Raw genomic sequence first — 23,835 nt, forward strand, 5'->3', positions numbered from 1 at the left:
GCCAATCCGGGGATGGCGGTGCGGCGCTCAGCCGCCGAAGGATTGCTGCAGGTGCGCGATCAGCAGCTTCAACCGCGGTGGCTGGAAACCATGCGGGTGGTACAGCGCGTTCAGCGGCGCGGCTTCGGTGAAGTGATCGTCGAGCACGGTCACCAGGCGCTTGGCCTGCAGGTCGCCTTCCACGTCCAGCAGCGACTTGTACGCGAAGCCGCGGCCCTGGATCGCCCAGCGGCGGATCACGTCGCCGTCGTTGCTCTCGTGCGTGCGGGCCACCTTCACCGAGCGCGCGCTGTCGCCGCTGCGGTAGCGCCAGTCCTGCATCGGGCCGGCCTCGGTCACGAGCACCAGCGTCGGCAGCGTGGCCAGCGCGTCCGGTGTGTCCGGCGCGCCGAGCGCATCGACCAGCGCCGGTGCCGCGCAGACGACCCGCCGGCTCGGCGCCAGCAGCCGCGCCACCATGCGGCTGTCGCGCGGTAGGCCGTAGCGGATCGCGAGGTCGATGTCATCGGCCAGCAGGTCGGCCGGCGTGTCGCTGAGGCTCAGTGCGAGCTTCAATCGGGGGTGCTGGCGCTGGAAGCTGTCCAGGTGCGCGAGCAGCGCGTTGCGGCCCAGGTCCGACGGCGCGGACAGGCGCAGCGTGCCGCGCACCTCGGCCTGTCCGGCCGACAGCACCTGCTCGGCCTCGGTCAGCGCGTCCAGCGCCTGCTGGCCGTAGTGGCGGTAGGCCTCGCCTTCTTCGGTCAACCTCAGGCGCCGGGTCGTGCGCTCGAACAGCCTGACGCCGAGCGCAGCCTCCAGGCGCTGGATGGTCGCGCTCGACGCCGCCGCCGACAGCCCGTGCTTGCGCCCGGCGGCCGAGAAGCTGCCGAGTGCGCAGGCGTCGATGAAGAGGCGCAGGTCGTTCAGGCGGTCCATGCCGCGAGTGTCTCAGCCGCCGGTCACAGCAGCCCCCCGCCGTCGACGTCGATCACCGAGCCGGTCATGAAGCCGGTGGCCATCGCGAGCAGGTAGGCCTGGGCCAGCTCGTCGACGCGGCCGGCCCGGCCCACGGGCAGCGTGCCGCCGATGCGCGCGAGCGTGGCCGAGCGCGCCGCATCGTCGGCACCCCACAGCGGCGTGTCGATTGCCCCGGGGCTGACGACGTTGACGCGGCGCGGTGCCAGTTCCTTGGCCAGCTGCCTGCCGGCGGCCTCGACCGCGGCATTCAGGCTGCCTTTCAGCAGGCCGCCCGGGCTGGGCTTGCGCGCCAGCTGGCCGGAGGTCAGCGTGATCGAGGCCGTCGGCGCCAGCACTGGCAGGGCCGCGCGGATCGCGCGCAGGCTGCCGAACAGCTTTACCTCGAAGGCCAGCGCCAGCTCGGCGTCGGTGAGTTGCTCCAGCCGCGGCGAGCCGACGCGGGCGCCGGGGGTCAGCACCAGGTGATCGATCGGGCCGGTGCGCTGGAAGGCCTGCACGACGCTGGCGTCGTCGGACAGGTCGCACGGAATCCCGGTATGGCGGCCGAGCACGGTGACGCGGGCACCGGCGGCTTCTGCCGCTTGTGCGATACCGCGGCCGATGCCGGAGCTGCCGCCGACCACGGCCACGTGCTGGCCATCGAAGCGAAGAGAGGGGCTCATGGTTTCCTTCGAGGTTCATGCATGCGCTGCATTCTTGGCTGCGGCGTGCGGGCAAGGAATGGGGCGCCGCGTTGAAGCACTTGCTCGTGGCGCTTGAGAATCCGTAGCCCGGATGCCAATCCGGGGATCGTCGTTCACATCGGTCCAAACCCGGATTGGCATCCGGGCTACCAAGGCGTCGCGGCCTCCACATCCACCCCATACCGCGCCGCCGCCTGTGCCAGCACGCCGCGCTCCAGCTTGCCGTCGCGCACCAGCGCCTGCAGCGCCGCCAGCACCACCTGGTGCCGGTCGACCTCGAAGAAGCGCCGCAGCTGCTGGCGCGTGTCGCTGCGCCCGAAGCCGTCGGTGCCCAGCGTCAGGTAGCGCGCCGGCACGTACTCGGCGATCAGCTGCGGCCAGGCGCGCACGTAGTCGGTCGCGGCGATCACCGGGTCCTTCCCCGCCAGCAGCGTCGCCACGTGCGACACCGCCGCCTCGCCGCCCAGCCGCTCCGCGCGATCGGCCGCGCGCGCATCGCGCGCCAGCTCGCTGAAGCTGGTCACGCTGAACACCTCGCTGGCCACCTTCCAGTCGTCCGCCAGCAGCTGCGCCGCGGCCATCACCTCGCGCAGGATCGCGCCGCTGCCCAGCAGCCGCACGGCTCCCGCCTTCTTCTTCACCGCATGCGTGGCCAGCCGGTACATGCCGCGCACCACGTCGCCGTGCACCGCGTCGGGCAGTGACGGCTGCGCGTAGTTCTCGTTCATCAGCGTGACGTAGTGGAACTCGTCGCACTGCTGTTCCAGCATGCGGCGCGACGCATGGTCCATGATCACCGCCACCTCGCCGGCGAAGGCCGGGTCCCAGGCCCGGCAGTTCGGCACCATCGACGCCATCACCAGGCTGCTGCCGTCCTGGTGCTGCAGTCCCTCGCCGCCCAGCGTCGTGCGCCCGGCGGTCGCGCCGAACAGGAAGCCGCGCACGCGCTGGTCGGCGGCGGCCCAGATCAGGTCGCCAACGCGCTGGAAGCCGAACATCGAGTAGTAGATGTACATCGGCAGCATCGGCAAACCGTGCACGCTGTACGAGGTGCCGGCCGCGATCCACGAGGCCAGCGCGCCGGCCTCGGTGATGCCTTCTTCCAGCAGCTGCCCGTCGCGCGCTTCGCGGTACGACAGCATCGAGCCCGCATCCTCCGGTTCGTACAACTGCCCGAGCGGCGAGTAGATGCCGATCTGCCGGAACAGGCTCGCCATGCCGAAGGTGCGCGCCTCGTCGGCGACGATGGGCACGATGCGCGGCCCGAGCGCCTCGTCCTTCAGCAGCCCGGCGAACATGCGCACCGCCGCCATCGTGGTCGACATCTCCTTGCCGTCGGCCTGCAGCGCGAAGCCGCCCCAGCCGGCCAGCGGCGGCACCGGCAGCACCGGCGCCTGCGGCTTGCGCGCCGGCAGCGCGCCGCCCAGCGCGCTGCGGCGCTCGCGCAGGTAGGTCATCTCGGGGCTGTCGTCGGCCGGCTTGTAGAAGCGCAGCGCCGCCACGTCCTCGTCCGACAGCGGGATCGCGAAGCGGTCGCGGAAGGCCTTCAGCGCTCCCACGTCCAGCTTCTTCGCCTGGTGCGAGGTCATGCGCGATTCGCCGACGCCGCCCATGCCGAAGCCCTTCTTGGTCTTGGCGAGGATCACCGTCGGCCGGCCCTGGTGCGCGCGCGCCGCGGCAAAGGCCGCGTGCAGCTTGCGGAAGTCGTGCCCGCCGCGCTTGAGCGCATCGATCTCGTCGACGCTCATGTGCGCCACCAGCGCCTGCACCGCCGGGTCTTGCCGGAAGAAGTGCTCCACGTTGTAGGCGCCGTCGTTCGCGCCCAGCGTCTGGTACTGCCCGTCCACCGTGGCGGCCAGGCGCTGCAGCAGCACGTGTTCGGTGTCGCGCGCGAAGAGGGCGTCCCAATCGGAACCCCACAGCACCTTGATGACGTTCCAGCCGGCACCGGTGAACAGCGACTCCAGCTCCTGGATGATCTGGCCGTTGCCGCGCACCGGTCCGTCCAGCCGCTGCAGGTTGCAGTTGACGACGAAGGTCAGGTTGTCCAGCTGCTCGCGCGCGGCCAGCGTCAGGCCGGCGATCGATTCGGGCTCGTCCATCTCGCCGTCGCCGAACACGCCCCACACGTGGCGCTGCGCGGTATCGGCCAGCCCGCGGTGCGCCAGGTAGCGCATGAAGCGCGCCTGGTACACCGCGCTCAGCGGCCCCAGGCCCATCGAGCCGGTCGGGAACTGCCAGAAATCGGGCATCAACCACGGGTGCGGGTACGAGCACAGCCCGTTGCCGCCGACCTCCTGGCGGTAGTTGGCGAGCTGCTCCTCGCTGAGCCGCCCCTCCAGGAAGGCGCGCGAATAGACGCCCGGTGCCGAATGCGGCTGGAAATAGACCAGGTCGGCATCGCGCCCGCCCGGCGTGCGGCTGCCGTCGCCGCGGAAGAAGTGGTTGAAGCCCAGCTCGAAGATCTCGGCCGCCGACGCATAGCTCGCGATGTGGCCGCCCAGCTCGCCATAGGCCTGGTTGGCGCGCACCACCATCGCCAGCGCGTTCCAGCGGGTGATCGCGGTCAGCCGCTCCTCGATCGCCAGGTCGCCCGGGTAGTGGCCCTGGCGCTCCAGCGGGATGGTGTTGCGGTAGGCCGAATACGGCAGCACGTGCGGCACGATGCCCAGCTGCTGGGCCTGCTCTTCCAGCTGCTCGATCAGGTAGAGGCCGCGCTCGCTGCCGCTTTCGCTGACCGTCGCGCGCAGCGCGTCCAGCCATTCCCGGGTCTCCAGCGGGTCGGTGTCGCTCGCGGCCTGTGCGAGCAGATGGCGGGGGGTCTGGCCGTTCATGGGGCGTCCTGCAGCGGTGGGGTGCCGAGACTATAGACTCGGCACCCGGCCGTTGTTTTGAAGGACCTTGATGCCGCGTTACCGTCCCGGCGACCTGCCCACCGTGCCCGGCTTCGAGCCGGTGCCCGCCTGGCGCCAGCGCGTGCGCCGCATCGCGCTGTGGTCGGCGCTGGGCGCCGGCGTGCTCGCCGTCGCGCTGGCCGTCTACATCGCGGTGCTGCTGCGCATCACCCCCAGCGTGCAAGACCTGCGGCAGGTGCAGGCGCAGCAGCCCAGCCTGCTGATGTCGGCCGACGGCCAGCAGATCGCGAGCTTCCGCCGGGCGCAGCAGGAGCCACTGACGCTCGAGAAGATCTCCCCCCACGTCGTCAAGGCGCTGATCGCCACCGAAGACCGCCGTTTCTACGACCACAAGGGCATCGATTTCGTGCGCTCGGCGGGCGCGGTGCTGCACTCGGCCACCGGCGACAGGCAGGGCGGCTCCACCATCACGCAGCAGCTGGCGCGCAACCTGTTCCCGGACGAAGTCGGCCGTGCGCGCAACCTGCACCGCAAGGGCAAGGAGTGGGTGACGGCGATGCGCATCGAGCGCGTCTACGACAAGAAGCAGATCCTCGAGGCCTACCTGAACACCGCGCCCTTCCTGTACAACGCGGTCGGCATCGAGATGGCGGCGCGCACCTACTTCGACACCTCGGCGGCCGAGCTCGACGTGCTGCAGAGCGCGACGCTGGTCGGCATGCTCAAGGGCACGCAGTACTACAACCCGGTGCAGCACCCCGAGCGCGCGCTGGCACGGCGCAACGTGGTGCTGTCGCAGATGGCCAAGGCACAGGCCATCACCGACGTGCAGCTGCGCGAGCTGAGCGCGCAGCCGCTGCAGCTGCACTGGAGCCGCCAGCCCGATTTCCCGGCCACCGCGCCGCACTTCGCCGCCTATGCCCGCAAGTGGCTGCTCGACTGGGCCGACGAGCACGACCGCGACCTGTACGCCGACGGCCTGGTGATCGAGACCACGCTCGACAGCCGGCTGCAGGACGAGGCGGTGCGCGCGGTGCAGGCCGAGGGCGAGGCGCTGCAGCAGGTCGCCAACGTCGAATGGAGCCGCCCGGCGCTGCCGGCGCTGTCGGGCTCGCCCGAGGCCTACGAGAAGCTCGCCGCCAAGGCCGATCCGTTCGGCTTCCTGTGGACGGCGCGGCGCGACCTCGTCACCGCCTTCGTGCGCGACACGCCCGAGTTCAAGAAGGCGGTCGAGGGCGGCGCGAGCCCCGCCGACGCGCTGGAGCGGCTGCGCGCCGACGGCGCCTTCATGGCGAAGCTGAAGGCGCAGAAGACGCGGCTGGAGGCCGGCTTCGTCGCGATGGACCCGCGCAACGGCGAGATCAAGGCCTGGGTCGGCAGCCGCGACTTCGCGCAGGAACAGTACGACCACGTCGCGCAGGCCGMGCGCCAGCCSGGCTCCACCTTCAAGCCCTTCGTCTACGGCGCCGCGCTGGAAGCCGGGCTGACGCCCGAGCGCACCTTCGTCGACGGGCCGGTCGAGGTCAACATGGGCGGCACGGTCTGGCGCCCGACCGACATGTCGGGCTCGAGCGGGCAGCCGATGACGATCCGCGACGGCCTGGCGCTGTCGAAGAACACCATCACCGCGCAGGTGATGCAGGAGGTCGGCATCCCGCGCGTGGTGGCGCTCGCCAAGGCCTTGGGCGTCGACCAGAGCACGCTGGAGCCGGTGCCGTCGCTCGCGCTCGGCACCAGCCCGGTCACGCTGCTGGAGATGGTCAACGCCTATGCGTCGATCGCGCAGGTCGGCAGCGTGCACAAGCCGCTGTTCGTCAAGCGCATCAAGGACCGCACCGGGCGCGTGATCGCCGAGTTCGGCGACTCGCCCCGGCGCGGCATGTCGCCCGAGGCCGCCACCGACCTGCTGGACATGATGCGCGGCGTGATCTCGCGCGGCACCGGCACGCAGATCCGCAGCCGCTACGGCATCAACGGCGACGTCGCCGGCAAGACCGGCACCACGCAGAAGAACACCGACGGCTGGTTCATCCTGATGCACCCGCAGCTGGTGGCCGGCGCCTGGGTCGGCTTCAACGATGCTCGCGTCACGCTGCGCAGCAGCTGGTGGGGGCAGGGCGGGCACAACGCGGTGCGGCTGGTCGGCGACTTCTTCCGCGATGCGCAGAAGAAGGGCCTGGTCGATCCGAAGGCGAGCTTCCCGCCGCCGCGCGTGCCGGTGCCGGCGGTCGACCCGGCGGCGTCGGCGCCCGAGGGCCTGGTCGACAGCGAGGGCGGCAGCCTCGACCCGGCCTCGGGGGAGGCCGCGGGCGTGCCGGCCGGTGCGGCCTCGGGCGTCGAGCGCCCGCCCCAGAGTTTCGGCGACCGGGCCGGCATGCGCTCGATGAAGGGCGACGACCGGCCGCCGAAGACCGCCGAGGAACTCGGCCAGGCGCTCAGCGGCATGGGCCTGGACCCGAAGACCGGCGTGCCGCGCACGGCGGGCGACAAGCCGCCGCCGCGGCCGCAACCCATCGAAGAGACGGCGCCACCACCCGCGGCGCCGGCGGCTTCCGACAGCAGCCCATGAGGCTTTCACCACCGACCCGACCCGGGAGAAGACGACGATGACCGTGATGACCCCCTGGCTGCGCGCTGCGCGGCCTGCCGTGCTTTCGCTGCTGTTGTCTGCCGCCGCCCTGGCTGGCGCGCAGCAGGCCGGCCTGCCCGACGTTGCGGCGTCGGCCGCCCGGCCGCCGAGCGCCGAGGCCGTTGCGCTGCGCGGCCTGCTCGACACCGACCTGGCCGAGAACTTCCGCCGCGAGCCGCTGTATGCGACGGTGCTGGGCATTCCCGGCTACAACGCGCTGCTGCCCGACCTGTCCGAGGCCGAAGAGCAGCGCACGCAGGCGTACGACCGCGACATGCTGGCGCGCGTGAAGGCGATCGCCCCGGCCGGGCTGCAGGGCCAGGACCTGGTGTCGCGCCAGCTGCTGCTGGACAAGATGGAGACGGCCGTCGCGTCGCAGCAGTTCCGGCAGGCCGAAGCGCTGGTGCTGCGCACCGGCTGGGGCGTGCAGTCGATGATGCCGGTGGCGGCGCAGATGACGCCGTTCCGCAGCGCCGACGACTACCGCGACTTCACGGCGCGCGTGAAAGGTGTGCCGCGCCTGGTCGAGCAGCTACAGCGGCGGCTGGAGCAGGGGCTGAAGTCGGGCTGGCTGCAGCCGCAGGGCGTGGTCGACCGCACCATCGCCGGCATCGATGCACACCTGGTGGCCGATGCCGATGCGAGCGTGGTGCTGAAGCCGTTCAAGGCCTTCGTGCCGGCCGTGCCCGAAGCGCAGCGCGACGAGCTGCTGCAGGCGGCGCGCGCCGCGGTGCGCGACGACTACCAGCCGGCCTTGCGGCGCTTCCGTGGCTTCCTCGCGAGCACCTACCGGCCGAAGGCGCCGGTGGAGGTCGGCCTCGCGGCGCTGCCCGGCGGTGCGGCGTACTACGATTTCCTGATCCGCACCGGCATCGTGCAGGGCACCGACGCGGGCAAGATCCACGCGCTCGGGCTGCGCGAGGTGGCCCGGCTGCGGCGCGAGATCGCGCAGGTGGCGCGGCAGACCGGCTTCAAGGGCAATGCGCAGGCCTTCATGCACTACGTGAGCCATGACAAGCGCTTCTTCTTCCGCTCGGAGGACGAGGTGCTGGCGGCGTACCGCGCGATGCCGGCACGGCTGGATCCGCAGCTGCCGACGCTGTTCCATGCGATCCCGCGCATGCCCTACCAGGTGCGCGGCATGTCGGCGGCGGAGTCGGCCGGCAGCAGCGCGGCCAACTACACGCCGGGTTCGCTGGAGCTGGGCACGCCGGGCTACTTCACGATCAACGCGCGCGGCTATGCCACCGAGTCGACTTGGCGCGTCGAGACCTTGTTCATGCACGAGGCGGTGCCGGGCCACCACCTGCAGAGCGCGCGCGCGGCCGAGATCGAAGGCCTGCACGACTGGCGCCGCCGCGGCGGCTGGAACGTCGCCTATGGCGAAGGCTGGGGGTTGTATGCCGAGACGCTGGGCTTCCAGCTCGGCATGTACAAGGACCCGTACCAGCACTACGGCCACCTGCAGGCCCAGCTGTTCCGCGCCGCGCGCCTGGTGGTCGACACCGGCATCCACGCCTACCGCTGGCCGCGCGCGAAGGCGGTGGCCTACATGACGCACCAGGCCGGCCTGGAGCCGGCCAACGCGGCCAGCGAGGTCGACCGGTATTTCGCCGACCCCAGCCAGGCCCTGGGCTACATGCTGGGGCAGCGCAAGCTGCTCGAACTGCGCGAGCGCGCCGAGAAGGCGCTGGGCACGCGCTTCGACCTGCGCGACTTCCATGCGGTGGTGCTCGACAGCGGCGTGATGCCGCTGGCGGTGCTGGAGCAGCGGGTGGACGCGTGGATCGCGCGCGGCGGTGGCCGCCCCGACGCAGCGGGCTGACGCAATGACGACCCCTCGCCCGGCCCGCGCGTCCAACAAGGCCGTAGCCCGGATGCCAATCCGGGGTTGGTCTGACACTTCCCGGATTGGCATCCGGGCTACAACGCTGCCGGTAGACTCGCTCACGCCATGCCCACTGCCCAAGACTCCCTTCTCCAGATCGCCCAGCGCTACGCCAGGATCGGCATGCAGGTCTCCAAGGCCTACCACCAGAAGCAGGCCGAGCTGGCGCTGGACAAGGTGCTGATGCAGGACCGGCTGTCCACGCCCGACGGCACCCGGGAATCGCTGGCGGTGCTGGAAGCCCTGCGCGAACTCACCGTCACGCACCAGCAGGCCTACCAGAAGATCATGGTGGCCTTCGCCGGCGAGATGGCGAGGGCGCTGGAAGACCTGCCCGAGACGATCCGCGATGCCGAGCGCGACCGCATCGTGCCGATGCTCGAATGGCAGTTCACCGCGCAGCGCGAGTTCTACGAGAACCGCGCGCGCTGGATCGCCGCCGCCGAGGCGGTGTGCCGGCTGGTCGAGCAGCGCCGTGCGACGCTCACCTTCACCGACGACGGCGTGCTGTTCCAGGACGACGACGACCTCGACCGCTTCCAGGCGCTGATGACCTCGCTGGACGAGATGCACCAGCACGAGGTCGAGCAGCTCGCGCAGCGCCTGGAGCGCATGAAGCGCTCGGCCGCGGCGCTCGGCATGCAGTTCAGCGAATAGCCCCGCGAGATGCGCCGCATCCTGGTCGTCGATGACAACCCCGCCGTCGGCCAGGCGCTGTCGCTGCTGCTGTCGCTGCACGACATCCACGCCGAGGTCGCGCTGACGCCGGCCGACGGGCTGGCGCGGCTGGAGCGCGAGCCGTTCGACGTCGTGATCCAGGACATGAACTTCAGCGCCGACACCACCTCGGGCGCCGAGGGCGCGGCGCTGTTCCGCGCGATCCGCCAGCGCCAGCCCGACCTGCCGGTGATCCTGCTGACCGCGTGGACGCGCCTCGAGGCGGCGGTCGAACTCGTCAAGGCCGGTGCTGCCGACTACCTCGCCAAGCCCTGGGACGACGCCAAGCTGCTGGCCACGGTGGAGAACCTGCTGGAGCTGTCGGAGTCGACGCGCGAAGTGGCCCGCGTGCGCGACGAACGCCGCGCGCGGCGCGAGGCCCTGGCACGCCGGCACGACCTGGGCGGCATCGTCTACGCCTCCGACGCGATGGAGCGCACGCTCGAGCTGGCCTGCCAGGTGGCGCGCTCCGAGCTGCCGGTGCTGATCACCGGCCCCAACGGCAGCGGCAAGGAACGCATCGCCGCCACCGTGCACGCCAACTCGGCGCTGCGCGACGGGCCGTTCGTCGCGGTCAACTGCGGCGCGCTGCCCGGCGAGCTGATCGAGGCCGAGCTGTTCGGCGCCGAGAGCGGCGCCTACACCGGCGCCACGCGGGCGCGCGACGGCCGCTTCGACGCGGCCGACGGCGGCACGCTGTTCCTCGACGAGATCGGCAACCTGCCGCTGCCGGGCCAGGTGAAGCTGCTGCGCGTGCTGGAGACCGGCCGCTTCGAACGCGTCGGCTCCAACCGCACGCGCCAGGTGCGGGTGCGCGTGATCAGCGCGACCAATGCCGACCTGAAGGCGATGGTGCGCGCCGGCACCTTCCGCGAAGACCTGTACTACCGGCTCAACGTGGTCGAGGTCGCGCTGCCGCCGCTCGCGCAACGGCGCGACGACGTGCTGCCGCTGGCCGAGCACTTCCTGGCCGGCCGCGCGCCGCTCGGCGACGCCGCCCGCGCGCAGCTGCTCGCGCATGCCTGGCCGGGCAACGTGCGCGAACTGAAGAACGTGATCGAGCGCGCCGCGCTGCTGGCCGGCGGCGGGCCGATCGCGCCCGACCTGCTGGGCTTGCCGCCCGCCGAGCCGGTGGCGGCGCGCAACCTCGACGAACCGAGCCGCGATGCGGTGGTCGCGGCACTGGCGCGGGCCGACGGCGTCGTCAGCCGCGCCGCGGCGGCGCTCGGCCTGTCGCGCCAGGCGCTGTACCGGCGCATGGAGCGCTACGGCCTTGCCGCCTGAGCATGCTTCGCCCGAGCCTGCGCCTTCGTTTCGTGCTGGCCCTGCTGGCGGCGCTGGCGACAGGTGCCTTGCTGCAGGCCGCGGCCGAGGCGGCGACGGTCCGCTGGGGCGCGAGCGCTGCGCTGTCGTGGGGCCTGGCTGTGCTGCTGGCCGTCGGCATCGCCGGCTGGGCTGCGACGCGCCTGCTGGCGCCGCTGAAGCACCTGCTGCGCTCGCTGGAAAGCGCGGTGCTGAGCTACCGCGACGGCGACTTCAGCGTCTCGATCGCCGATGCCCACGGCGGCGAACTGGGCGCGCTGGTGCGCCAGCACAACGCGCTCGGCGAGGCGCTGCGCGACCAGCGCCAGCACCTGGCGCAGCGCGAGCTGCTGCTCGACACCGTCGTGCAGAACACGCCGGTCGCGCTGGTTCTGACCGACCTGCGCCAGCGCGTGGCCTACGCCAACATCGCGGCGCGGCAGCTGCTGGGCGGGGGCCGCAGCCTCGAGGGCAGCGACTTCGGCGAACTGCTGCAGGCCTTGCCGGCGGCGCTGGTGCGCGCGGTCGAGGAGGGCACCGACGCGCTGTTCAGCGTCACGCTGGACGGCAGCGACGAGACTTTCCACCTGTCGCAGCGCGAGTTCCGGCTGCAGGGGCGACCGCACCGGCTGCTGCTGTTCCGCCGCATGACGCGCGAGCTGTCGCGCCAGGAGGTGGCGACCTGGAAGCGCGTGATCCGGGTCATCAGCCACGAGCTGAACAACTCGCTGGCGCCGATCTCGTCGCTGGCGCACAGCGGGGCCGAGCTGGCGCGGCGCGGCGAGGCGGCGCGGCTGCAGGAGGTGTTCGCGACCATCGGCGAGCGCGCGCGGCACCTGCATGGCTTCCTCGACGGCTATGCGCGCTTCGCGAAGCTGCCGGCGCCGCGGCTCGAGCCGGTGGCGTGGGCGCCGTTCCTCGCGACGCTGTCGGCGCAGTACCCGTTCACGCACGTCGGCGAGCTGCCGGTGCAGCCGGGGGTGTTCGACGCGGCGCAGGTGGAGCAGGCGCTGATCAACCTGCTGAAGAACGCGCACGAGGCCGGCGGCGCACCGCAGGGCGTGACGCTGTCGATCGGCGCGGCGCGGCAGGAGTTGCGCTTCGAGGTGGCCGACCGCGGGCCCGGCATGAGCGACACGGTGCTGGCGCAGGCGCTGCTGCCGTTCTACTCGACCAAGCGCGCCGGGACCGGGCTCGGGCTGGCGTTGGCGCGCGAGATCGCCGAGGCGCATGGCGGGCGCATCACGCTGCAGAACCGGCCGGAGGGCGGGTTGCGGGTGGCGTTGACGCTTCCTGGGTGACATCCCGGATTGGCATCCGGGCTACCCAGTGTTCGTAGCCCGGATGCCAATCCGGGGGTATTACTTGGTGCCGAACAACCGGTCGCCGGCATCGCCGAGCCCCGGCACGATGTAGCCGTGCTCGTTCAGCTGCCGGTCGATCGCCGCGGTGTACACCGGCACGTCCGGATGCGACGCCTGGAAGTTCTTCAGCCCCTCGGGCGCGGCCAGCAGGCACACGAAGCGGATCGACTTCGGCCGCGTCTCCTTCAACCGGTCGACCGCCGCCACCGCCGAGTTGCCGGTGGCCAGCATCGGGTCCAGCACGATCGCATCGCGCTCGTGCATGTCGGCCGGCATCTTGAAGTAGTACTCCACCGCCACCAGCGTCTTCGGGTCGCGGTACAGGCCGACGTGGCCGATGCGCGCGCCCGGCACCACGTTGAGCATGCCGTCCAGGAAGCCGGCACCGGCCCGCATGATGCTGACGAACACCGTCTTCTTGCCGTCGATCACCGGCGCCTGCATGGTCTCGAGCGGCGTCTCGATCTCGATCATCTGCGTCGGCATGTCGCGCGTGACCTCGTAGGCCATCAGCATGCTGATCTCGTTGAGCAGGCGGCGGAAGCTGTTGGTGCTGCGGTCCTTCTGGCGCATCAGCGTCAGCTTGTGCTGGATCAGCGGATGCGTGATGTGGTGCACGGGTGCGGTCATGGGCTCTCCTCGGGGGTGTGTCAGTTATATCGGCTCCGGCCGGATGGAACCAGCATTTCGTCACGTTCACCCCGGCCGCGCGCTCAAGTCCGCCAGGACGGGGGCGAAAAACAGACGTCCCCTCGTCCCGCCGAGCCCTGCATGCCCTTCGCCCCGTCGTTCCGCTGTCTCGCCCTCGCGCTGTCCCTGCTGCCGTTCGCAGCCGCGGCGCAGGAGCTGCGCATCGTCACCGAGGAGCTGCCGCCGTACAACATGACGCACAACGGCCAGGTCACCGGCCTGGGCACCGAGGTCGTGCAGGCGGTGCTGAAGGAGACCGGGATGGGCGGCGTGCCGATCCAGGTGATGCCCTGGGCGCGTGCCTACGACATCGCGCTGAACGGCGAGAACGTGCTGATCTACTCGATCACGCGCACGCCGCAGCGCGAGAAGCTCTTCAAGTGGGTCGGCGTGATCGCGCCGACGCACTGGTACCTGTTCTCGCTGAACGAACGCAAGCTGCCGGTGAAGACGCTGGAGGACGCCCGCAGGTACCAGGTCGCCACCGTCAACGAGGACGCCGGCGAGCAGTACCTGGTCGCCAAGGGGTTCCAGATCGGCCGCAACCTGCAGTCGAGCAACCGCTACGAGCTGAACTACGAGAAGCTCAAGGGCGGCCGCGTCGACCTGTGGATCGCCAACGAACTGAACGCGATGTACCTGGTGCGCCAGGCCGGCGACGACCCGGCCCGCACCGTGCTGCGCAGTGTCGCGCTGACCGACCTGGGCAGCGAAGGCGGGCTGGACATGGCCTTCAGCCTGAAGACCCCCGACGCCGTGGTCGAACGTTTCCGCAAGGGCTTGGAGACGATCAAGAAGAACGGCACCTATGAGAGCCTCCAGAAGAAGTGGCTCTGAGCCGGCGCCGGGCGGCCCGCCCGGGTCGCTGGGCCGGCAGCTGGTGCTGGCCACGCTGGCCTTCGGCATCGTCTTCACGCTGGCGGCCGTCGCGGTGCGCACCTGGTCGGCCTGGCAATCCAACCTGGCGGCGATGACGGCCGAGCTGACGCTGATCGACCAGGTGTTCCAGCGCACGCTGTCGAAGGCGATCTGGGAAATGGACCGCGACGCGTTGCAGACCCACGTGGCCGGCGTCGCGCAGGTCAACCCGGTCGGCCGCATCGAGCTGCGGCTGCAGCAGAACGGCCGCACCACCGAGGTGATGGCGCAGAAGCGCGAGGGCGCGCAAGCGTCGGCGCGTGCGCCGGTGCTGCAGCGCAAGCTGGTCTACGAGCCCTACCCGGGCGCCTCGGAGGTGGTCGGCGAACTGACGCTCGAAGGCGACGAGCGCGTGCTGTGGGAGCGGCTGCGCGGCGAGCTGGCCGGCATCGTCGTCACGCAGGTGATCCAGTCGCTGCTGCTGGCGGGGCTGGTCATGTGGATGTTCCACCGCACGGTCACGGTGCACGTGCGGCAGGTGGCGCGCCACCTCGACGAGCTCACGCCCGAGACGCTGGACCACGCGCTGCGCCTGCAGCGCAAGCCGGGCCGGCGCGACGAGCTGAGCCTGCTGGAGGCCGGCGTCAACCAGTTGCAAGGCAACCTGTCGGACTACCTGGCGCGGCAACGCCAGGACGAGCGCGACCTGGCCGCGCACCGCGACCGGCTGGCCGAGCTGGTCGACGAGCAGACCGCCGAACTGCGCGCCGCCAACGTGCAGCTGGAAGAGCTGTCGCGCAGCGACCCGCTGACCGGCCTGGCCAACCGCCGCCACTTCGACGAGATCAAGGACGTCGAATTCCGCCGCGCGCAGCGCCTGGCGCAGCCGCTGTCGGTGCTGCTGTGCGACGTCGACTTCTTCAAGCGCTACAACGACACCTACGGCCACGCGGTCGGCGACGAATGCCTGCGCATCGTCGCGCAGACGCTGCGCCAGACCTTCGCGCGCGCCGGCGAGCTGGCGGCACGCATCGGCGGCGAGGAGTTCGCGGTGCTGTTGCCGGCGGTCGATGCGGAGCAGGCACACGAGGCCGCCGAGCGGCTGTGCCGTGCGCTGGCCGAGCGCGAGATCCCGCACGCCGCCTCGCAGGTGGCGCCGCACGTGACGCTGAGCATCGGCGTCGCGCAGTTCGATCCCGACACGATGGACCGTTTCGACGCGCTGCTGCACCGCGCCGACCAGGCACTGTACCGCGCCAAGCGCCAGGGGCGCAACCGTGTGGCCGCCTGACCGCATCTTGACGACTGGAGGATGCCGATGAACCTCGTTCACACCGTCCTGGCTGCCGCGCTGTCATGCGCCGCCGCGCTGGCCTCGGCCCAGGCCATCAAGGGCGTGACCGAGGATTCGTCGTACACCTACCTGAGCGGCGGCAGGGTGGCCGGGCCGGCCAGCGAGGTGGTCGCGGCGACGATGCAGCGCGCCGGCTTCAGCGACTACCGCGCCGCCATCTACCCCTGGGCGCGCGCCTACGACATGGCGCTGCAGGAGCCGAACGTGCTGATCTTCATGATCGCGCGCACGCCGCTGCGCGAGGCGCAGTTCAAGTGGGCCGGCGAGTTCATGCGCATCGAGTACCACCTGTACAAGCTGCGCACCGACACCGAGGTCGTCGTGCACACGCTGCAGGACGCCAAGGCCTACAGCGTCGGCGTGATGCGCGACGACGTGCGCCACCAGTTCCTGCAGGCGCAGGGCTTCAAGCGGCTGGTGGTGTCGGCGCAGAACGGCGACAACTTCCGCAAGCTGGTGAACCGCCAGGTGCAGCTGCTGCCGATGCCCGAGCGCGACGCGATCGCGCTGTGCGAAGAGGCACACATCGACTACGCGATGCTGGAGAAGGTCTACACGCTGGATGCGCTGTCGACCGGGCTGTTCATGGCCTACAGCAAGGCGACGCCGGACGAGGTGGTGGCGCGCACGCGCGTGGCGTTCGACAAGCTGAAGGCCGACGGCACGGTGGCGCGCCTGATGGCGGCCAAGCGCTGAACCGGGCCGGCTCAGTGGGGCGCGGCGAGCAGCTCGCCGACGGCGCCCAGGACGCGCGGGTTCCACACCATGCCGATGTGGCTGCTGTCGACCTCGACGTCGCGCACCAGGGCCGACGCGCGTTCGCTCTCGCCATGGGTGCAGGTCTGCCACGCGACGATGCCGTCGTTGCGGCTGTAGATCGAGACGGTGGGTACAGGCGGCGGGGTGCGCAGGCGCAGGCTCATCTCGGGGTCGAGCCGGGCCGGCGCGCCGTTGAGCAGCCGGTACAGCCAGCCGACGTGGCTGTGGTCGGCCTCGGCGTTGAAGGGCGTGCCGATGGTGATGACGCGGCGCACCCTGGGCGCCATCAGCTTGCCCAGTTCGCGGGCGTACAGGCCACCGAGGCTCCAGCCGATCAGCGTCGCGCGGCCCTCGTGCGGCGCCAGCAGGTCTTCCACGTGGGCGGCGAGCTTGGCGATCCAGTCGTCGACATCGCCGCGCGGGCCGATGTTCAGGCCGCGGCCCCAGTCGAAGGCGGTGTAGCCCAGCGCTTCGCAATGGGCGCGCAGCGGTTCGACCGCCGAGCCGTCGGCCGCCAGGCCCGGGAAGATCACCACCGGGTGGCCGTCGCCGCGGGGTGTCTTCGCGTTCGCGCTGCGGCCGATCTTGTGGGTCAGCAGTTCGAGGGCGGCGCGCCAGGGTTCGCTGAGCAGCAGGCTGACCGCGGGCCGGCCCACCGGCGGCATCGGCGCCAGGCCGAGCGCGGCGGCCGGTGAACAGGTGTCGGTGCTGGGGGGCATCGGGGCGCTCCTCGAAGACGATGGGGCCAGACTACGGCGCTGCCCGCGCCCTGGCTATCGGTCAAAAGAGGAACGTGCTGTAGGACGCGCGCCGACACGGCCTCAGCCCAAGCCGTAGGCTGACCACCAGCCGTACTGCTGGCTCAGCCCCGGCGGCAGCGTGATGCGCAGCTGGTCACGCCGGCTGTTGTCGCGCACGTAGGCGACGACGTCGTCTGCCAGGTCCCGGGGCAGCTGGCGCACCGCCGTGTGCTCGCAGTGCGACAGGTCGAGGTGGCCGTGCAGGTCGTCGAGCCAGCGGCGCAGCGTGCGCACCACGTGCTGCGAGCCGGCGACACGGTGGCCGTACTCCTCGTCCAGCCGTTGCAGCAGCAGTTCCTTGCGGGTGCGCGGCACGGCCGGTGCCTTCTTCCGGCGCTGCGGCGCAGCGTCGTCCCACAGCGCGCGCCACCACGACAACCACCCATACCCTCGCCATCCGTCCATCGCCCGGCCTCCAGCTGCACGAGCCGGTGGGTGACGGCCGGCGCGCCGCGGTTCCGTCAGGCGCTGGTCCGGCTTGCGGCGGATGTCACGCGTTTGCGCAACCAGGCGTCGATGCAGCGCTGCAAGGCGGCCGGGTCGGCCGGTTTCACGAAGTGGTGGTCGAAGCCGGCCGCCTCGGCGCGGTTGCGGTCGTCCTGCTGGCCGTAGCCGGTCAGCGCCAGCAGCAGCGCGCCGCGCGTCGACGCCATCGAGCGCAGCCGCGCCGCGACCTCGTAGCCGTCGAGCACCGGCAGGCCGATGTCCAGCACCACCACCTCGGGCTCGAAGCTGGCCGCCAGTTCCAGCGCCTCGCCGCCGTCGCCGGCGGTGCGCACCTCGTGCCCGCTCAGCGACAGCAGGTGCGCGACGCTGTGCGCCGCATCGTGGTTGTCGTCGACCACCAGCACGCGGGCGTGGCCGGCGCTGCCGTCCTCCTGCGGCGTCCCCGCCGCGTCGCCGTTGCGCACCAGCGCGATGCCCGGCAGGCGCAGCGTGAACTCGGCCCCATGGCCCACGCCGTTGCTGGCCGCTTCCAGGCTGCCGCCATGCATCTGCGCCAGCCGCTGGGCCAGCGTCAGGCCGACGCCGAGGCCGCCCTGCGCGCGGTCGAGCGTGCGCGAGCCCTGCGTGAACAGGTCGAAGATGCGCGGCAGCAGCTGGGCGTCGATGCCGATGCCCTGGTCCTTGACGCGGATCACCGCGCCCTGCGCCGACGCGCTCGCCACCAGCTCGATGCGCGTGCCCTTCTCGCTGTACTTCGACGCGTTGTTCAGCAGGTTGGAGACGATCTGCGCGAGCCGCGCGAAATCGCCGTGCAGCCACATCGGCTCGGCCAGCGGCGCCACGTGCAGGCTCTGCTCGCGCGCATCGATCAGCGGCTGCGCGGTCTCGACGCTCTGGTGGATCACCGCGTTCAGGTCGACCTTCTCGCGGCTCAGCACGATCTTGCCCTGGCTGATGCGGGCGACGTCGAGCAGTTCCTCGATCAGCCGCGTCATCTGCTTCAGCTGCCGCACCATGATGTCGGCGGCCCAGGTGAACTTCGGGTCCGGCGGTGCGATGCGGCGGATCACCTCGAGTGCGGTGCGGATCGGCGCCAGCGGGTTGCGCAGCTCGTGCGACAGCATCGCGAGGAACTCGTCCTTGCGGCGGCCCGCCTCCTGCAGCTGCATCTCGGCGGCGCGGCGCTCGACGATCTCGGTCTGCAGGCTGCCGTACAGGATCGCGTTCTCCAGCGCCGCGGCGGCGCGCGCCGCCAGGTCGTCGAGCACGCGCCAGTCGGGCGTGTGCGCCGCGTCGTCGGTGGCCACCAGCAGCGCGCCCAGCAGCCGGTCGCCGTTGATCAGCGGCACGGCGCTCGCGGCGTGCCAGGGACGCTGCACGCCGCGTTCGTCGCCGAAGGCGCTGTCGTCCAGCGCCGCCAGCGCCGCGCCGTCCAGCGCCACCGCGCGGCGCTGCACCAGCGCCGACGCGAGCGCGGCCGACAGCGGCGGGGCCAGCGAACCCAGCACGCGGCTGTGCAGCCCGCGCGCGTCCGCCAACACCAGCTTCTGGCGCGGGCCGGCCTCGTCGCCCGGCAGCACCACCGCGGCACTGGCCATCGCCGGCACCAGCAGCTGGGCCAGCGCATGCACGCATACCTCGGCCTGCAGCGAGCCGCTCAGCACCCGGCTCGCGTCGGCCAGGAAGGCCGAGCGCCGGTCGTTGTCCTCGGCGGCGCGCCGCGCGGCCTCGGCCGCCACCATCGCCGCGTGCGCATCGGCCTGGCGGCGGATCTGCCGCTGCATCGCGAACAGCCGCACGAACACCCGCACCTTGCTGCGCAGGATGTGCGGCACCACAGGCGACTGGATGTAGTCGACCGCGCCCAGCGCATAGCCGCGCTCGGTCTGCATCTCGTCGGCGTACGAGGTGATGAAGATGATCGGCGTGTCGACCGAGCGCTTGTACTGGCGGATCAGCGACGCGGTCTCGAAGCCGTCGATGTCGGGCATGTTGACGTCGAGCAGGATCACCGCGAACTCGCGCTGCAGCACCTCGCGCAGCGCCTCGCGGCCCGAGCGCACGAAGACGAGGTTCTGCCCCAGCTCCTCCAGCACGGTGCTGAAGACCAGCAGCTTCTCCGGCAGGTCGTCGACGACCAGGATGTTGACCCTGGTGTCGAAGTCGTCGGGCGTGCTCACTGGCTCAGCCAGCCGCGCAGCACGACCAGCAGGTAGGCCGTGTCGACCGGCTTGGACAGGTAGTCCCAGGCCCCGGCGTCGATGCATTTCTCGCGGTCTCCCTTCATCGCCTTGGCCGTCACCGCGATCAGCGGCAGCTCCTTGCCGCGCGGCAGCCGGCGCATCTGGCGCATCGTCTCCATGCCGTCCATCTCCGGCATCATGATGTCCATCAGCACGATGTCGATGCTCGGGTCGGTCTCGACCAGCCGGATCGCGTCGCGCCCGTTCTCGGCCGAGACGATCACCATGCCGTGGCTGTCCAGCACCGTCGCGAGCGCGAAGATGTTGCGCATGTCGTCGTCGACGATCAGCACCTTGCGGCCTTCGAGCCGCCGGTCGGCGTCGTGCAGCTCGTGCGCCGAGCGGCGCTCCTCCTCCGACATCGTGGCCTCGCCGCGGTGCAGGAAGAAGGCCGACGCATCCAGCATGCGTTCCAGCGTGTCGGCGCGGCGCAGCGCGAAGGCGCTGTGGCCGCGCTCCCAGCTGCTGCACACGCCCGGGTCGGCGCTGGCCAGCACGATCGGCATCTGGCGCGCGAGCGGCCGCGACTCGAGCGACTCGATCACGTCCTCGGGCCCGAACTCGGCCACGCTGCCGTCGGTGATCAGGCAGTCGATGCTGCCGTGGGCGATGCGCTCGCGCGCCTCGTCCGGCTGCGCGGCCAGCACGATGTCGGTCTCGGTGTCGAGCGCGGCCAGGAACTCGGCGCGCACCGGCGTGTCGGCCATCATCACCAGCAGCCGCTTCTTGCGCCGGTCGGCGAACTCGTGCAGGTGGCCGAGCGCCTCCTCGACCTCGTCCACCGACTGCAGCGGCTTGGTCAGGAAGCCGACCGCGCCCGAGCGCAGCGCGCGCTCGCGCGAGTCGTCGGTCGACACCACGCACACCGGGATGTGGCGTGTCGCCAGGTCGGACTTCAGCCGCTCGAGGATGCGCCAGCCTTCCATGTCGGGCAGGAAGATGTCGAGCGTGATGACCGCCGGCTGGAAGTCGCGCGTCATCGCCAGCGCCGCGGCACCGCTCGCGCTCACCAGCCCCTTGAAGCCGACGCGCCGCGCCGCCTGCAGCAGCACGTCGGCGAAGGCCAGGTCGTTCTCGACGATCAGCAGCACCTTGTCGCCGAGCAGGATGTCGGCGCGGTCGTCGTTGGCCGGGTTGTTGGCGGCCGCGCCCTCGTCGGCGGCCTCCACCGGTTCGCTGCGCGGCAGCGGCTCGGGCACGTGGCGCGGCCGCTCCAGCGCCGGCAGCGCCTCGCCGATCACGCTCGGCGGCGCGCTGCGGCCGTGGCGCGGGCTGCGCGTCGGGCTGTAGCTCTGCGGCAGGTACAGCGTGAAGGTGCTGCCCTGGGCCGGTGCGCTCACGAGGCGGATCTCGCCGCCCAGCAGCCGGGCCAGCTCGCGGCTGATCGCCAGGCCCAGGCCCGTGCCGCCGTACTTGCGCGACGTGGAGCCGTCGGCCTGCTGGAAGGCCTCGAAGATGATCTGCTGCTTGTCCGGCGAGATGCCGATGCCGGTGTCGGTGACCGAGAAGGCCAGCACCTGCGCGGCGCGGTTCAGGTCTTCGTTGTCGCGCGACCAGCCGCCGTCGACGATCTCCATCGTCAGCCGCACCGAGCCCTGGTGCGTGAACTTGAAGGCGTTCGACAGCAGGTTCTTGATGATCTGCTGCAGCCGCTTGACGTCGGTGACGATGGTCTTGGGCAGCGGTGTCGCCGCGCCGATCTCGAAGCCGACGTGGCGCGATTCGGCGACGTGGCGGAAGCTGCGGTCCACCGAGCGCTGCAGGTCTTCGAGCCGCAGCTCGGAGACGTCGACCGCCACCGTGCCCGATTCGATCTTCGACAGGTCGAGGATGTCGTTGATCAGCATCAGCAGGTCGTTGCCGGACAGGTGGATGGTCTTGGCGAACTCCACCTGGCGCGGCGTCAGGTTGCCGTCGCCGTTCTTGCACAGCTGGTCGGACAGGATCAGCAGGCTGTTCAGCGGCGTGCGCAGCTCGTGCGACATGTTGGCCAGGAACTCCGACTTGTACTTCGAGGTCAGCGCCAGCTGCTCGGCCTTTTCTTCCAGCGCCTGGCGGGCCTGCTCGACCTCCTGGTTCTTGCGCTCGACCTCCTGGTTCTGGTGCACCAGCAGCCGCGCCTTCTCCTGCAGCTCCTCGTTGGTCTGCTGCAGTTCCTGCTGGCGGCTCTGCAGCTCCTCGGCCAGCGACTGCGACTGCGTCAGCAGGTCTTCGGTGCGCATGTTGGCGCTGATCGTGTTGATCACGATGCCGATCGATTCGGTCAGCTGGTCGAGGAAGGCCTGGTGCGCCGGGTTGAAGCGCTCCAGCGAGGCCAGCTCCAGCACGCCGCGCACCTCGCCCTCGAACACGATGGGCAGCACCAGGATGTCCAGCGCCGCGCCTTCGCTGAGGCCGGTGGCGATGCGGAAGGCGGTGCCCGGCACGTTGGTCAGCAGGATCTTGGTCTTCTCGACCGCGCACTGGCCGACCAGGCCCTGGCCCAGGTCGACCTCCTTGCCGTGCGAGGCCTGGCCACCCGACGCGTAGCTGCCGAACAGCTTCAGGCGCGGGCCGAGGCCGGTGCTGGTCAGCACGTAGAACTCGGCCTGCTGCGCGCCGACCACCGGCGCCAGCTCGGACAGGATCAGCTGGCCCACCGTCAGCAGGTCCTTCTGGCCCTGCAGCATGCGGCTGAACTTCGCGAGGTTGGTCTTCAGCCAGTCCTGCTCGGTGTTCTTCTGCGTGGTGTCCTTCAGGTTGCGGATCATCTCGTTGATGGTGTCCTTCAGCGCGGCCACCTCGCCTTGCGCCTCCACCGTGATCGAGCGCGTCAGGTCGCCCTGCGTCACCGCGGTCGCCACCTCGGCGATCGCGCGCACCTGGGTGGTCAGGTTGGCCGCCAGCTGGTTGACGTTCTCGGTCAGGCCCTTCCAGGTGCCGGCCGCGCCCGGCACCTTGGCCTGGCCGCCCAGCTTGCCTTCGACGCCCACCTCGCGCGCCACCGTCGTCACCTGGTCGGCGAAGGTGGCCAGCGTGTCGGTCATGCTGTTGATGGTCTCGGCCAGCGCGGCGATCTCGCCCTTGGCCTCCACCGTCAGCTTCTGCTGCAGGTCGCCGTTGGCCACGGCCGTCACCACCTTGGCGATGCCGCGCACCTGGCCGGTCAGGTTGCCGGCCATGAAGTTCACGTTGTCGGTCAGGTCCTTCCAGGTGCCGGACACGYCSYKCACCTSGGCCTGGCCRCCGAGCCGGCCTTCGGTGCCGACCTCGCGCGCGACGCGCGTCACCTCGGCGGCGAACGACGACAGCTGGTCGACCATCGTGTTGATGGTYGCCTTCAGCTCCAGGATCTCGCCCTTSACGTCGACGGTGATCTTCTTGGACAGGTCGCCGGCGGCCACCGCCTTGGTCACGTCGGCGATGTTGCGCACCTGGCTGGTCAGGTTGGACGCCATCAGGTTCACCGAGTCGGTCAGGTCCTTCCAGGTGCCGGCCACGCCCTGCACGTCGGCCTGGCCGCCCAGCTTGCCCTCGGTGCCCACCTCCAGCGCGACGCGCGTCACCTCGGCGGCGAAGGAGCGCAGCTGGTCGACCATCGTGTTGACGGTGTTCTTCAGCTCGGAGATCTCGCCCTTCACGTCGACGGTGATCTTCTTGGACAGGTCGCCGGCCGCCACCGCCTTGGTCACGTCGGCGATGTTGCGCACCTGCGAGGTCAGGTTGCCGGCCATGAAGTTGACCGATTCGGTCAGGTCCTTCCAGGTGCCGGCCACGCCCTGAACGTCGGCCTGGCCGCCCAGCTTGCCCTCGGTGCCGACCTCGCGCGCCACGCGCGTCACCTCGGCGGCGAAGGAGCGCAGCTGGTCGACCATCGTGTTGATGGTGTTCTTCAGCTCGGAGATCTCGCCCTTCACGTCGACGGTGATCTTCTTGGACAGGTCACCGGCGGCCACCGCCTTGGTCACGTCGGCGATGTTGCGCACCTGGCTGGTCAGGTTGGACGCCATCGAGTTGACCGACTCGGTCAGGTCTTTCCAGGTGCCGGCGACGCCTTGCACGTCGGCCTGGCCGCCCAGCTTGCCTTCGGTGCCCACCTCGCGCGCGACGCGCGTCACCTCGGCGGCGAACGACGACAGCTGGTCGACCATCGTGTTGATGGTGTTCTTCAGCTCGGAGATCTCGCCCTTCACGTCGACGGTGATCTTCTTGGACAGGTCGCCGGCCGCGACCGCGGTGGTCACCTCGGCGATGTTGCGCACCTGGCTGGTCAGGTTGCCGGCCATGAAGTTGACCGACTCGGTCAGGTC

General features: G+C 71.0%; 16 protein-coding genes and 1 pseudogene. 8 read left to right on the plus strand and 9 right to left on the minus strand.

Annotated elements, in window-relative coordinates; all coding sequences use genetic code 11:
• Positions 1–27: 27 nt before the first annotated feature.
• From AC1DYN_RS17040 to mdeB, 4 genes and pseudogenes are all read right to left on the minus strand, one after another.
• Positions 28–612 carry a substrate binding domain-containing protein gene (locus AC1DYN_RS17040; RefSeq protein WP_477961641.1) on the minus strand — a complete coding sequence of 195 codons (585 nt, stop codon included), beginning with the start codon at positions 610–612 and terminating at the stop codon, positions 28–30.
• Positions 613–738: 126 nt separating this feature from the next.
• Positions 739–915, minus strand: a pseudogene (locus AC1DYN_RS17045) (helix-turn-helix domain-containing protein); the annotation flags it as partial.
• A gap of 23 nt (positions 916–938) precedes the next feature.
• Positions 939–1,619, minus strand: coding sequence for an SDR family oxidoreductase (locus tag AC1DYN_RS17050; RefSeq protein ID WP_477961612.1), 681 nt, complete (start codon positions 1,617–1,619; stop codon positions 939–941).
• A gap of 167 nt (positions 1,620–1,786) precedes the next feature.
• On the minus strand, positions 1,787–4,474 hold the full coding sequence (gene mdeB / locus AC1DYN_RS17055) for an alpha-ketoglutarate dehydrogenase (RefSeq protein ID WP_477961614.1): 2,688 nt from the start codon (positions 4,472–4,474) through the stop codon (positions 1,787–1,789).
• Between the two features lie 70 nt (positions 4,475–4,544).
• Here mdeB and AC1DYN_RS17060 point away from each other — a divergent pair, with 70 nt between their 5' ends.
• The 5 genes from AC1DYN_RS17060 (at position 4,545) to AC1DYN_RS17080 (ending at position 12,332) form a co-directional block, all read left to right on the plus strand.
• A complete protein-coding gene (locus AC1DYN_RS17060; protein WP_477961616.1) occupies positions 4,545–7,064 on the plus strand; it encodes a penicillin-binding protein 1A in 2,520 nt (839 codons plus the stop codon).
• Between the two features lie 37 nt (positions 7,065–7,101).
• Complete coding sequence (locus AC1DYN_RS17065) at positions 7,102–8,949, plus strand: DUF885 domain-containing protein (RefSeq protein WP_477961618.1); 1,848 nt, start codon at positions 7,102–7,104, stop codon at positions 8,947–8,949.
• 129 nt (positions 8,950–9,078) lie between these two features.
• Positions 9,079–9,669, plus strand: coding sequence for a hypothetical protein (locus tag AC1DYN_RS17070; RefSeq protein WP_477961620.1), 591 nt, complete (start codon positions 9,079–9,081; stop codon positions 9,667–9,669).
• A 9-nt stretch (positions 9,670–9,678) separates the two neighbouring features.
• Entirely contained in the window at positions 9,679–11,013 is a 1,335-nt protein-coding gene (locus tag AC1DYN_RS17075; protein WP_477961622.1) for a sigma-54-dependent transcriptional regulator, read from the plus strand.
• Between the two features lie 2 nt (positions 11,014–11,015).
• A complete protein-coding gene (locus tag AC1DYN_RS17080; RefSeq protein ID WP_477961624.1) occupies positions 11,016–12,332 on the plus strand; it encodes a sensor histidine kinase in 1,317 nt (438 codons plus the stop codon).
• 60 nt (positions 12,333–12,392) lie between these two features.
• Here the strand turns inward: AC1DYN_RS17080 and upp are convergent, their stop codons facing one another.
• Positions 12,393–13,025 carry a uracil phosphoribosyltransferase gene (gene upp / locus AC1DYN_RS17085; protein ID WP_477961626.1) on the minus strand — a complete coding sequence of 211 codons (633 nt, stop codon included), beginning with the start codon at positions 13,023–13,025 and terminating at the stop codon, positions 12,393–12,395.
• 141 nt (positions 13,026–13,166) lie between these two features.
• Here upp and AC1DYN_RS17090 point away from each other — a divergent pair, with 141 nt between their 5' ends.
• The 3 genes from AC1DYN_RS17090 to AC1DYN_RS17100 are packed head-to-tail and all read left to right on the plus strand — an operon-like array spanning position 13,167 to position 15,993.
• A complete protein-coding gene (locus AC1DYN_RS17090; protein WP_477961628.1) occupies positions 13,167–13,922 on the plus strand; it encodes a substrate-binding periplasmic protein in 756 nt (251 codons plus the stop codon).
• A complete protein-coding gene (locus AC1DYN_RS17095) occupies positions 13,894–15,234 on the plus strand; it encodes a diguanylate cyclase domain-containing protein (RefSeq protein WP_477961630.1) in 1,341 nt (446 codons plus the stop codon). The genes AC1DYN_RS17090 and AC1DYN_RS17095 overlap by 29 nt, the downstream gene beginning before the upstream one ends.
• A gap of 27 nt (positions 15,235–15,261) precedes the next feature.
• Positions 15,262–15,993: a substrate-binding periplasmic protein gene (locus AC1DYN_RS17100; protein ID WP_477961631.1), complete on the plus strand. Its 732-nt coding sequence runs from the start codon at positions 15,262–15,264 to the stop codon at positions 15,991–15,993.
• 11 nt (positions 15,994–16,004) lie between these two features.
• Here the strand turns inward: AC1DYN_RS17100 and AC1DYN_RS17105 are convergent, their stop codons facing one another.
• From AC1DYN_RS17105 to AC1DYN_RS17120, 4 genes are all read right to left on the minus strand, one after another.
• Positions 16,005–16,775 carry an alpha/beta fold hydrolase gene (locus tag AC1DYN_RS17105; protein WP_477961632.1) on the minus strand — a complete coding sequence of 257 codons (771 nt, stop codon included), beginning with the start codon at positions 16,773–16,775 and terminating at the stop codon, positions 16,005–16,007.
• Between the two features lie 102 nt (positions 16,776–16,877).
• Positions 16,878–17,261, minus strand: a complete 384-nt coding sequence (locus tag AC1DYN_RS17110) for a hypothetical protein (RefSeq protein WP_477961633.1) — start codon at positions 17,259–17,261, stop codon at positions 16,878–16,880.
• A 56-nt stretch (positions 17,262–17,317) separates the two neighbouring features.
• Complete coding sequence (locus tag AC1DYN_RS17115) at positions 17,318–19,483, minus strand: response regulator (protein WP_477961635.1); 2,166 nt, start codon at positions 19,481–19,483, stop codon at positions 17,318–17,320.
• A partial coding sequence (locus AC1DYN_RS17120; protein WP_477961637.1) for a HAMP domain-containing protein occupies positions 19,480–23,835 on the minus strand: 4,356 nt, incomplete at its 5' end. The genes AC1DYN_RS17120 and AC1DYN_RS17115, both read right to left, overlap by 4 nt.

It is taken from the genome of Rhizobacter sp. P2_D12 (assembly GCF_056404395.1).